This window comes from Pseudomonas cichorii (assembly GCF_003700275.1).
Lineage (GTDB): Bacteria > Pseudomonadota > Gammaproteobacteria > Pseudomonadales > Pseudomonadaceae > Aquipseudomonas > Aquipseudomonas cichorii_B.
Window position 1 is genome coordinate 44789 of record NZ_RBRE01000090.1, and the last position, 11965, is coordinate 56753.

An 11965-nucleotide genomic window follows, 5' to 3' on the forward strand; every position below is an offset into this window, starting at 1 on the left:
CACATTTACACACAACTTTATGAATTTATTGTATCTCGAATGTATCGGCATCCAGATTGGCCGGAAAGCGCGTGCGATATTCGCGCAGCTTCGCAGCACTCAGGCATACCTGAAAGACTCCATCGGCATCGCCGCTGTCGAGCAGTCTTTCACCCTCGAAATCCAGCACCTGGCTATCACCGGTATAGGTAAAGCCCTTGCCATCACTGCCAACCCGGTTCACTGCCGCCACATAGCAAAGGTTTTCGATTGCACGAGCCGGCAGCAGACGATTCCAGTGCTGACGCCGCGCACCCGGCCAGTTCGCGGTGTAGAGCAACAGATCGGTGTCCTGCGCATCACGGCTCCAGACCGGAAAGCGCAGGTCATAGCAAATCAGCGGGCGAATCCGCCAGCCATTCAACTCGAACATCACCTGCCGCTCGCCAGGGCTGTAATGCTCATGCTCATTGGCCATGCGGAACAGGTGGCGTTTGTCGTAATACAGCACCTCGCCATCGGGACGCGCCCAGAGCAGACGGTTGCGATGGCTGCCATCGGCGGCACGAATGATCACGCTGCCGGTAATCACCGCCTGAATGCGCCTGGCCTGCTCCACCATCCACTCTGAAGTCGGGCCGCCCTCGGGCTCAGCCTGGGTTTCGGAGTCCATGGAAAATCCGGTAGTGAACATCTCCGGCAGAATCACCAGATCGACATCCTTTACCGGCTCCAGCAACGCACTGAAATGGTCGAGATTGGCCTGCCGGTCATGCCAGACGAGGGTGGTCTGGATCAATGCCAGATTCAGATCCGGCAACTGGCTCAAATCGCGCATAGTTTTTCCGCTGCCTGACGCAGCGTCTCCTCTCGTTTGGCGAAGCACAGGCGAATCAGCCGCTGGCCTTCGGGCGGGGTCTGGTAAAACACCGATACCGGAATGCTGGCCACACCGTGCTCACGGGTCATCCACAACGACATATCGACATCGTTGAGGTCCGGACGGATCTGCGAGTAATCCACCAACTGGAAATAAGTGCCGCCAACGCGCTCGAAACTGAAACGCGACGACGCCAACTGGTCGCAGAAGAAATCACGCTTGGCCTGATAGAACGCCGGCAGTTCCTCGACATGTTCGGGATGCTCGGCCATGAAGTCAGCCAGCGCCCACTGCAACGGCGTGACGCCACAGAAGCTCACATACTGATGGACCTTGCGCAGCTCGGCGCTCAAGGCCGGTGGTGCGACGACATAACCGGTCTTCCAGCCCGTCACGTGATAGGTCTTGCCGAACGAACTGACCACAAAGGCACGCTGATAGAGCTCTTCATGGGCCAATACGCTGACGTGCCGGACGCCATCGAACACCAGATGTTCGTACACTTCGTCACTGATCAGATAGATGTCGCGACTGGCGATCAGCGCGGCCAACTGGTCCAGCTCGGCACGGCTGATCAGGGCACCGCTTGGGTTATGCGGACTGTTGAGAATGATCATCCGCGTACGCGGGCTCAAGGCATCGCCCAGCTTTTGCCAATCGATGGAGAAATCGTTCAGGCCCAGTTGCACATGCACGCAACGGCCACCGGCCAGCTCCACAGCGGGTTCATAGCTGTCGTAGCACGGGTCGAAGACGATCACTTCATCGCCGGGACGAATCACGGCCTGAATCGCACAGAAGATCGCCTGGGTCGCCCCCGGCGTAATCGTGACTTCACTGTCCGGGCTAACCTGGCACCCGTAACTGCAGGCAATCTTGGCGGCAACCTGCTGACGCAGCGCTGGCAGGCCGGTCATCGGTGAATACTGGTTATGGCCTTCTGCGACGTGGCGGCTCAAGGCATCGCGCAGCGCCTGCGGCCCATCGAAATCGGGAAAGCCCTGGGACAGATTGATTGCGCCGGTTTCGGCGGCGAGCTGAGACATGACGGTGAAAATGGTGGTGCCAACATTAGGCAACTTGCTGTCGATCATAGGGCCCTTCCCTGCAATACCCCCGGCATCACGGCGGCGCGGGTCCAGCAGGATAGCCCATCGAGTGCGCATAAAAAAAGGCACCGCTGAAGGTGCCTTTTTCTGAAGAAGACTCAGCGCTTGTCGCGGCGCTTCTTGTCAGCCTTCTTGTGGTGCGACATCAAGCGACGCTTCTTGTTGACCTGGCGGTCGGTCAGCGTGTTCTTGTTGCCTTCGTACGGGTTCTCACCGCCCTTGAATTCGATCCGGATCGGCGTACCGACCAGTTTCAGAACCCGGCGATAAGTGTTTTCCAGGTAACGGACGTAGGACTTGGGTACCTTCTCGACCTGGTTACCGTGGATCACGATCAATGGCGGGTTGGCGCCACCCAAGTGCGCATAGCGCAGCTTGATACGGCGGCTGCCCACCATCGGTGGCGCGTGCTCGCTGACCGCATCTTCGAGAATCTGGGTCAGGCGGCTGGTCGGCCAGCGGGTAACCGCCGACTTGAAGGAGTTCTGTACCGACTGATACAGGTTACCCACGCCCGTGCCGTGCAAGGCCGAGATAAAGTGAATGTCGGCGAAGTCGACGAAGAACAGCCGGCGTTCCAGCTCGGTCTTCACGTAGTCACGCTCGCCCGGCGTCATGCCATCCCACTTGTTCAGTGCGATAACCATTGCCCGACCGGCTTCCAGTGCAAAACCCAGCAGGTTGAGGTCGTGATCGACCACACCTTCACGGGCGTCCATCACGAAGATCACCACGTTGGCGTCCTTGATGGCCTGCAACGTCTTGACCACCGAGAACTTCTCGACTTCCTCGTGGATCTTGCCGCGCTTGCGCACACCCGCGGTGTCGATCAGCGTGTACTTCTCGTCGTTACGCTCGAACGGGATGTAGATACTGTCGCGCGTGGTGCCCGGCTGGTCATAGACGATAACCCGGTCTTCACCGAGCATGCGGTTGACCAGTGTCGACTTGCCGACGTTCGGGCGACCGATGATCGCGATCTTGATGCCGTCCTTTTCGCTCGGGCCAGGAATGCGCTTGGCTTCCTCGCCTTCTGCGACGTCCTCGGCTTCGCCTTCTTCGATCTCGTCATCGTCCTTGGGGAAATCCTTCAGGGCGATTTCCAGCATCTGGGAGATGCCGCGACCATGAGCACCGGCAACCGGGATCGCATCGCCCAGGCCCATCGGGCTGAACTCGGCGCGGGCCAGGTTTTCGTCGATGTTGTCGATCTTGTTGGCAACCACGTAGGAACGCTTGTTGCGCTTGCGCAGGTGCTCACCGATCATCTGGTCGGCAGCGGTGTAACCCGCCTTGGCGTCTACCAGGAACAGCACGACATCGGCTTCTTCGATGGCCAGCAGCGACTGCTCGGCCATCTTTTCATCCATGCCATGCTCGTCGCCGGAAATACCGCCGGTGTCGATCAGAATATAAGAGCGCCCTTGCCACTTCGCCTCGCCGTACTGGCGATCACGGGTCAGACCGGACAGATCGCCGACAATGGCGTCGCGGGTCCTGGTCAGGCGGTTGAACATGGTGGACTTGCCGACGTTCGGTCGACCCACCAGGGCAATTACGGGAACCATGCGGCTCTCCACTTCGTTATTTCAGAAAATACAAAAGCCGCTGCAGGGCAGCGGCCGGAGTTCGGAGCAGCGCCCGCGGGCGCCGCAGCCTTGCCGAAGCAAGGTCGCCCGCAGCCTTGGCCGCGGGCTTGGACAATCATCACTTGATGGTCAGGGCTTCCAGTTTGCCACTGTTACCAAACACATAAATCATGTCACCAACCACCAGCGGACGCGCACGCAAGCCATCGCTGTCGATGCGCTCACGCCCTACGAAACGGCCATCTACCTGACTCAGCAGGTGCAGATAACCTTCCAGGTCGCCAACCGCCACGTAGCTGGAAAACACTTCCGGCGCGCCCAACTGACGGCGAGCCAGCGATTCGTTGCTCCACAGTGCTGTGGACGAACGCTCGTCGATACCTTCGACAGTGCCGGAGGCCAGACTCACGTAAACGCTACCGAAACCCTGAGCAACACCCGCGTAGCTTGACGCATCGCGCTGCCAAAGCACACGGCCGCTTTCCAGATCCAGACCGGCAACCCGGCCCTGATAGCTGGCAACGTACAGAGTACCGCCCGACAGCAGCAGGCCGCCGTCAATGTCGACTACACGATCCAGTTCGGAACGGCCTTGCGGGATAGCAACACGCTGCTCCCAGACCGGCACGCCATTGCTGATGTCCAGGGCCACGACCTTACCGGTCGACAGGCCTGCAACGGCAAGACGGTTGGTCACCACCGGAGCACCGGTGCCGCGCAGGGTCAGGACCGCTGGCGTGCTTTCGTAGATCCAGCGCTGGGAGCCGGTAACGGCATCCAGGCCGATGACACGGTCGTCCTGAGTCTGAACCACGACTACATCGCCGTTGTTCGCAGGCGGAGCCAGGACTTCGCTGGTCACATGGGCGCGCCATTTTTCCTCACCGGTGGAGGAATCCAGGGCAACCACTTCACCTTTCTCGGTACCGATCGTGACCAGGCCATAGGCGACGCCGACAGCGCCGGAAACAGGCAGCTCGAGATCCTTCTTCCAGATCACGTCACCGTTCAGGCGATCCAGGGACATGATGATCCCGGTCACATCCGAAGCGTAGATCCGGTCACCGTCAACAGCTGGAACCAGCATGTTGTAGGTCTTGCCCTGGCCGTCACCGATGGAGCGGCTCCATTGCTTTTGCAGAACCACTTCTTCCTTGAAGTCGGTCAGCTCGGCCGGAGGCAATTCCTTTTTACTGTTGCTGCTGCAACCCGCGGCCAGAATGGCCAGAGCCAGCAATGCTGCATGTTTCCAACGAATCACGTCACGCATCCCCTTTCGCCAGGTCATCGAGCTTCATTTGCAGGCCACCTACCGCTGCGTCTTCAGACAAAGCGGACTTGGCCTTTTGGTATGCGGCATGTGCCTCGTCGGTACGACCCAGTTGCACCAGCAGGTCACCCTTGAGTTCTTCGCGGCTGGCCAGGAACGCCTTTTGGGCATCGCCTGCAAGCAGCTTCAGTGCATCATCGGCCTTGTTCTGGGCAGCCAGCACACGGGCAAGACGCTGACGGGCGATTTCACCCAGTGTCTCGCTGGCAGGCTTGTCGGCCACGGTCTTCAATTCGGCCGCGGCATCGTCGAGCTTGCCGGCATCGACCGCAACCTTGGCGACGAACAGGCTACCGAACTGGGCGTAGGCAGTGCCACCGAATTCGCTCTTGAGCTTGCCGGCAATTTCGGCAACCTGAGCAGTATCGGCCTGGCCACTTGGCGTCAGCGAGGTTTCCAGCAGTTGCTGGTAAAGCATCGAGGCGCCTTGCGACTGGTTGCTATGATACTTCTGCCATGCCTGCCAGCCAAAGACCACGACCAACGCCAGCAGACCGCCAGTTACCAGGGGTTTGCCGTTACGCTGCCACCAGTCCTTCATTACCGCCAGCTCTTCATCTTCGGTACGCGACACCCCAATACTCCTATTCGCTAAATCGGCTGTTAATCAGCTTCAACCCTGCACGACGCAGGAGGCCAGGTGCTCGGACAGAGCATCCCAGGCAATATCTTGTTGTTCGCCCTGCCCACGCAGCGGCTTGACGCCTATCTGCTGCCGGGCAAGTTCTTCGTCACCGAGGATCAGCGCATACAGCGCACCGCTCTTGTCGGCCTTCTTGAACTGGCTCTTGAAGCTGCCAGCCCCGGCATTGACCTGCAAGCGCAGATTCGGCAACTGGTCACGCACACGCTCGGCCAGTGTCAGTGCAGCCAGTTCGGCAGCTTCACCGAAGGCACACAGGTAGACATCGACCTGGCGGGAGATTTCTTCCGGGACCTGTTCAAGGGTTTCCAGCAGCAGCACCAGACGCTCGATGCCCATGGCGAAACCAACGCCTGCCGTCGGCTTGCCGCCCATCTGCTCGACCAGACCGTCGTAACGGCCACCGGCACATACAGTGCCCTGAGCGCCCAGTTGATCGGTCACCCACTCGAAAACGGTCTTGCTGTAGTAATCCAGGCCACGCACCAGTTTCGGGTTGATGACATAAGGAATACCGGCAGCATCCAGACGCGCCTTGAGGCCTTCAAAGTGAATGCGCGACTCGTCGTCCAGATAGTCGGCCAGCTTCGGCGCATCGACCAGTACGGCCTGGGTATCCGGATGCTTGGTATCCAGCACCCGCAGCGGGTTGGTCTTGAGGCGACGCTGGCTGTCTTCGTCCAGTTGCTCCAGACGCGCCGACAGGAACTCCACCAGCGCATCGCGATAGCGCGCACGCGCTTCGCTGGTGCCCAGGCTGTTGAGCTCCAGCTTGACGGCATTGCGGATACCCAACAGGCCCCACAGGCGCCAGGTCAGGACAATCAGCTCGGCATCGATATCGGGACCGTCGAGGTTGAAGACTTCGACACCGATCTGGTGAAACTGGCGATAACGGCCTTTCTGAGGACGTTCGTGGCGGAACATCGGGCCGATGTACCACAGTTTCTGCACCTGACCGCCACCGGTGATGCCGTGCTCAAGAACCGCACGCACGCACGCGGCAGTGCCTTCGGGGCGCAGGGTCAGGGAATCACCGTTGCGGTCGGCAAAGGTGTACATCTCTTTTTCGACGATATCGGTGACTTCGCCGATGGAGCGCTTGAACAGGTCGGTGAACTCGACGATCGGCATACGGATCTGCCGATAACCGTAGTTATCCAGCAAACGCGCAACAGTGCCCTCGAAATGACGCCACAGCGGGGTCTGCTCGGGCAGGATGTCGTTCATGCCACGAATGGCTTGCAGAGACTTACTCACAAAAAATCCTTAGCAATCTTGATTAGCCACGCACGATAACGGATGCGTCGGCTTCAGCTTTTTCGGCCGCTTTCTCGCGAATCAAGCGTTCAAGCTCGTTCACAAGATTGTCGTTGGTCAGTTTCTGCGCAGGCTTGCCGTCGATGTAGATCAGGTTCGGCGTACCACCCGTGAGGCCGATATGCGCCTCCTTGGCTTCGCCGGGACCGTTGACCACACAACCGATGACCGCCACGTCCAGCGGCACCAGCAGATCTTCAAGACGCCCTTCCAGCTCGTTCATGGTCTTGACCACATCGAAGTTCTGCCGCGAACAACTCGGGCAGGCGATGAAGTTGATACCACGGGAACGCAGGTGCAGGGACTTGAGGATGTCGTAGCCGACTTTCACCTCTTCGACCGGATCAGCGGCCAGCGAGATGCGGATAGTATCGCCAATCCCTTCGGCAAGCAGCATACCGAGGCCGACCGCCGATTTCACCGTGCCTGAGCGCAATCCGCCAGCTTCGGTGATACCCAGGTGCAGCGGCTGGACAATCTGTTTGGCCAGCAGGCGATAGGCTTCGACGGCCATGAACACGTCGGACGCCTTGACACTGACCTTGAAGTCCTGGAAATCCAGGCGATCCAGATGCTCGACATGGCGCATGGCAGACTCGACCAGGGCTGCGGGCGTTGGCTCGCCGTACTTCTTCTGCAGATCCTTTTCCAGCGAACCGGCGTTCACGCCGATGCGGATCGGGATGCCGCGATCACGGGCGGCATCGACCACCGCGCGCACACGGTCTTCGCGGCCAATGTTGCCGGGGTTGATACGCAGGCAGTCGACACCCAGCTCGGCCACGCGCAAGGCAATGCGGTAATCGAAGTGGATATCGGCGACCAGGGGAACCTTGACCAGTTGCTTGATCCGGCCGAATGCCTCGGCAGCGTCCATATCGGGGACAGAAACCCGCACGATATCGACGCCAGCGGCTTCAAGACGATTGATCTGCGCAACGGTGGCAGCGACATCGTTGGTGTCGCTGTTGGTCATACTTTGAACGGCAATCGGCGCATCGCCGCCGACTGGAACGGAGCCGACCCAGATCTTGCGGGATTCGCGACGCTTGATGGGAGATTCGCCGTGCATGACTTATTGCCCTAGTTTCAGGCGAGCAGTTTCGCCGCTGGTAAAGGGAGCTACGTCTACAGGCTCGCCGTTATAACTGACTTGCGCACCCCGTGCGTAACCAAGACGCAAGGTCAGCGGCGGCTTGCCAGCGACGTCCAGATTATCACCCTTGCGCTTGAGGCCGCTCATCAGCACCTTGCCATTGCCATCGGTAACCTGGGTCCAGCAATCGGCAGTGAACTGCACCTTGATCTGGCCGGAACCGGCAGGTATCGATGCTGATTCGACAGGCTCGGCAGGCGTTGAAGGCACGACCGGGGCAACCGGCGCGACAGACGGCGCAGGTGTAGCGGCAACCGCAGGCGCTGCTGGAGTCGGAGCAGGTGCCGGAGCAGTCGGTGCAGGGGCAACCGGTGCCTGAGCCTGTGGCGCTGGCGCAGTAGCCGGGGTTTCAGTTGGCGCGCTTGGCGTCAGAGGCAGTGGCGCTTCGTTGGCCGGCTTGTTCTCGGCAACGGCCTGGTCTTCCGCCTCATCCAGCGGATGGATCTGGGTGGTGCCATCGGCGCTTTCGACCTCGACATGCTCCAGACTCAGACCAGCCTGATCCTTGCCACGCATGGACGTCTGATCCTGCCACCAGAAGAAGCCACCACCGACCAGAACCATCAACAGCAGAAGGCTGACAATGCGCAGGATGTTGTGGGAAAGACGCACCGGCTCTTCGATACGGCCCAGAGCATGCACGGAGCTGCCCTTGCCGTCGGTACCGGTGTATTGATCGAACTGATCGACCAGCGCGGCCTGATCGAGCTCCAGCAGTTTGGCGTAGGCACGCACATAGCCCCGGGCAAAGGTATGGCCGGGCAGCTTGTCGAAATTCCCGTTCTCCAGATGGGTCAGGGAAGTCACGGTGAGATTCAGCCTCAAAGCCACATCTGGCAGCGACCAGTTTTTGCTCTCACGGACCTGACGCAAGGTTTCACCAGGATTCACGCGAGTGGTTGCTACAACTTCGGGATGCGCCGCTTTCATCATTGCTCCGACAGGTATTGCTGATATTCCGGCGTACCGGGATAGAGTCTTTTTAGTTGCAAGCCAAAACTGGCTGCCTTGTTACGGTCGTCATAGACCTTGGCCAATCGAATGCCGAGCAACAGACTACGTGCATTCTGCTCGCTGAGTTGGCTAAAACGGTCGTAATAGTCACGCGACGGCACATAATGCCCGTCTTCGTAAGACAACTCAGCCATTTCCAGCAAGGAACGTGGCTGTTGACGATCAAGGCGCAGGGCCTTGGTGAAGTGTTCCCGCGCTTCCTCGCGCTTGTTCAGCTTCAGGGCGGTCATGCCCAGGCTTTCAAAGACCCGTGACCGCTCAGGATACAGGTTGTCGGCAGCTGCCTGCTGGAAACGTTCGTAGGCTTCCTGATAACGCTTCTGTTCGTAGAGGAAACTGCCGTAGTTGTTGACGATACGGGCGTCGTTGTTGCTTGCGGAAAGTGCCTTGAGAAAATGCTGGTTGGCCAGTTCGGGTTCCATTTCAGCCTGGAACACCAGCGCCAGCGCAGCATTGGCGGCAGGGTCGGAGCTGTCGAGCTCCAGCGCCTTTTTCAGCGGAACCTTGGCGCGTTCGGTCTGGCCCTGCTGAAAATAGCCAAGCCCCAGCTGCACATATGCCTTGCGAGCCTCGTCACGCCCCTGAGGGGTCTTGAGGGGATCGACATGCCCTGTCGAAACGCACCCTACCAGCAAGATAACGAAGCATGACAACAACAAGGCACGCACAGACATGGAGTCCTCTCGGTCAGGTTCGAGCAGCAGTGCCTGGAGCCACGTCGGCGTCGGCATGCAACTCACGCACTGCAATATAGCGTTCGCTACGGCGTGTGCGGTCCATTACCTGCCCGACCAGCTGGCCGCATGCAGCATCGATGTCCTCGCCACGAGTAGTACGCACAGTGACGTTATAGCCTGCCTGATGCAAAAGGTCCTGAAAACGACGTATCGCATTGTTGCTCGGACGCTCGTAACCGGAATGCGGGAACGGGTTGAACGGGATCAGGTTGATCTTGCACGGGGTGTCCTTGAGCAGCTCGATCATCTCGATGGCATGCTCGACCTTGTCGTTGACATCCTTGAGCAGGGTGTACTCGACGGTCAGCACGCGCTTCTCGCCCAGGCTGGACATGTAGCGACGGCAGGAATCGAGCAGGACACTCAGCGGGTATTTCTTGTTGATTGGCACCAACTGGTTGCGCAGTGCGTCATTGGGCGCATGCAGCGACAGGGCCAGCGACACGTCGATGTGCTTGGACAGCTCATCGATCATCGGTACCACGCCGGAAGTGGACAAGGTCACGCGGCGTTTGGAAATGCCATAGCCCAGGTCATCCATCATCAGATGCATGGCGGCAATGACATTGTCGAAGTTCAGCAGCGGCTCACCCATGCCCATCATCACCACGTTGGTGATGGCACGGTCGACGGTTGCCGGGACACTGCCAAAGGATTTGTTGGCAATCCAGACCTGGCCGATGACTTCGGCGGCGGTCAGGTTGCTATTGAAGCCTTGTTTGCCGGTGGAGCAGAAACTGCAATCCAGGGCACAGCCCGCCTGGGACGAAACACACAAGGTGCCGCGCTTGCCCTGGGGGATATAGACGGTTTCGACGCAGCTGCCGGACTCCACACGCACTACCCATTTACGGGTGCCATCGCTGGAAATGTCCTCGCTGACGACTTCAGGACCACGGATTTCGGAACAGGCCTTGAGCTTTTCGCGCAATGCCTTGCTGACGTTGGTCATGGCGTCGAAATCATCGACGCCAAAGTGGTGAATCCACTTCATGACCTGACCGGCACGGAAGCGCTTCTCCCCGATAGAGTCGAAGAATTTCTCCATTTCCTGCTGAGTCAGGCCCAGGAGGTTGGTTTTACCAGTCGATGCAATCATGAATTCACCCTTCACTCGTTAGTCGGCAGGACTTAGCGAGCGGTTACCTCTGTAGCTGCGAAGAAGTACGAAATTTCGCGAGCGGCAGCAGCTTCGGAGTCCGAGCCGTGAACAGCGTTGGCGTCGATGGAATCAGCGAAGTCAGCACGGATGGTGCCGGCAGCAGCTTCTTTAGGGTTGGTAGCGCCCATCAGCTCACGGTTCAGAGCGATAGCGTTTTCGCCTTCCAGAACCTGAACAACGACAGGACCGGAGATCATGAAGGCAACCAGGTCGCCGAAGAAGCCACGAGCGCTGTGCTCAGCGTAGAAACCTTCAGCTTCAGCCTTGGACAGTTGCTTCAGCTTGGAAGCAACGACGCGCAGACCGGCTTTTTCGAAACGAGTGGTGATCTCGCCGATTACGTTTTTAGCAACGGCGTCAGGCTTGATGATGGAGAAAGTACGTTGAACAGCCATGTGAAACTCCAGAAACGGTGATTAAAGCGAAAAATTAAACCCGCGAATTATACGCGGGTTCTGGTGTATTGCCTAACTGCTTGCGTTACAGGTTCAGTCAGCTTCTTCGATCCAGGCCGCCTGAATGGCTTCCAGGACCTTTTCTCCGCCGCGATTGAGTTCGTCGTCGAAGCCGGGCAGCTCGGCTACCCAGTTGCGCAGATCGACAAAATTCACGTAGCGCGGATCGACATCAGGTCTGGTTTCAGACAACTGAATCGCGATTTCCAGCACATCGACCCATTTCAGACTCATGAGCGTTCCTTGAATCAATGCGGCGCTTCGGCAGCATGGTTGAGCGAATACTTCGGAATTTCAACGGTCAGGTCTTCATTTCCGACGATTGCCTGACAGGACAGGCGAGAATGCACTTCAAGGCCCCAGGCCTTGTCCAGCATATCTTCTTCCAGCTCGTCCGCCTCGTTCAGCGAGTTGAAACCCTCGCGAATGATGCAGTGGCAGGTTGTGCAGGCACAGACACCGCCACAGGCACTCTCGATCTCGATATGGTTATCGTGAGCGATTTCAAGAATAGACGTACCGGGCTCAACCTCTACAACCAACCCATCCGGGCAATGCTCGGCGTGGGGCAGAAAAATCACCTGCGGCATT

13 protein-coding genes are annotated in these 11965 nt (G+C 58.8%); all 13 read right to left on the bottom strand.

Annotated features, from left to right (window positions below; translation table 11 throughout):
• Positions 1-25 precede the first annotated feature (25 nt).
• Entirely contained in the window at positions 26-817 is a 792-nt protein-coding gene (locus ALQ04_RS23915) for an amidohydrolase (RefSeq protein WP_122318187.1), read from the bottom strand.
• Complete coding sequence (locus ALQ04_RS23920; RefSeq protein WP_122318188.1) at positions 805-1953, bottom strand: pyridoxal phosphate-dependent aminotransferase; 1149 nt, start codon at positions 1951-1953, stop codon at positions 805-807. The genes ALQ04_RS23915 and ALQ04_RS23920 overlap by 13 nt, the downstream gene beginning before the upstream one ends.
• A gap of 113 nt (positions 1954-2066) precedes the next feature.
• Complete coding sequence (gene der, locus ALQ04_RS23925) at positions 2067-3536, bottom strand: ribosome biogenesis GTPase Der (protein ID WP_122318189.1); 1470 nt, start codon at positions 3534-3536, stop codon at positions 2067-2069.
• A gap of 139 nt (positions 3537-3675) precedes the next feature.
• Positions 3676-4827: an outer membrane protein assembly factor BamB gene (gene bamB / locus ALQ04_RS23930; protein ID WP_122318190.1), complete on the bottom strand. Its 1152-nt coding sequence runs from the start codon at positions 4825-4827 to the stop codon at positions 3676-3678.
• Entirely contained in the window at positions 4820-5428 is a 609-nt protein-coding gene (locus tag ALQ04_RS23935) for a tetratricopeptide repeat protein (RefSeq protein ID WP_183142268.1), read from the bottom strand. Before ALQ04_RS23935 ends, bamB begins: the two co-directional genes overlap by 8 nt.
• Before the next feature lie 72 nt (positions 5429-5500).
• Positions 5501-6790 (bottom strand): histidine--tRNA ligase, encoded by a 1290-nt coding sequence (gene hisS / locus ALQ04_RS23940; protein ID WP_122318192.1) that lies wholly within the window; start codon positions 6788-6790, stop codon positions 5501-5503.
• 22 nt (positions 6791-6812) lie between these two features.
• The gene (gene ispG / locus ALQ04_RS23945) at positions 6813-7922 is read right to left on the bottom strand and encodes a flavodoxin-dependent (E)-4-hydroxy-3-methylbut-2-enyl-diphosphate synthase (RefSeq protein WP_122318193.1); all 1110 of its coding nucleotides are present in this window, start codon (positions 7920-7922) and stop codon (positions 6813-6815) included.
• Positions 7923-7925: 3 nt separating this feature from the next.
• Positions 7926-8936 carry a RodZ family helix-turn-helix domain-containing protein gene (locus ALQ04_RS23950; protein ID WP_122318194.1) on the bottom strand — a complete coding sequence of 337 codons (1011 nt, stop codon included), beginning with the start codon at positions 8934-8936 and terminating at the stop codon, positions 7926-7928.
• Positions 8936-9694 carry a type IV pilus biogenesis/stability protein PilW gene (pilW, locus tag ALQ04_RS23955; protein WP_122318195.1) on the bottom strand — a complete coding sequence of 253 codons (759 nt, stop codon included), beginning with the start codon at positions 9692-9694 and terminating at the stop codon, positions 8936-8938. Before pilW ends, ALQ04_RS23950 begins: the two co-directional genes overlap by 1 nt.
• Before the next feature lie 13 nt (positions 9695-9707).
• Positions 9708-10856: a 23S rRNA (adenine(2503)-C(2))-methyltransferase RlmN gene (gene rlmN / locus ALQ04_RS23960; RefSeq protein WP_122318196.1), complete on the bottom strand. Its 1149-nt coding sequence runs from the start codon at positions 10854-10856 to the stop codon at positions 9708-9710.
• Between the two features lie 32 nt (positions 10857-10888).
• On the bottom strand, positions 10889-11314 hold the full coding sequence (ndk, locus tag ALQ04_RS23965) for a nucleoside-diphosphate kinase (RefSeq protein WP_002552482.1): 426 nt from the start codon (positions 11312-11314) through the stop codon (positions 10889-10891).
• Between the two features lie 93 nt (positions 11315-11407).
• Positions 11408-11608 (bottom strand): Fe-S cluster assembly protein IscX, encoded by a 201-nt coding sequence (iscX, locus tag ALQ04_RS23970; RefSeq protein WP_025258838.1) that lies wholly within the window; start codon positions 11606-11608, stop codon positions 11408-11410.
• 14 nt (positions 11609-11622) lie between these two features.
• A complete protein-coding gene (fdx, locus tag ALQ04_RS23975; protein WP_025258837.1) occupies positions 11623-11964 on the bottom strand; it encodes an ISC system 2Fe-2S type ferredoxin in 342 nt (113 codons plus the stop codon).
• Position 11965 lies beyond the last annotated feature (1 nt).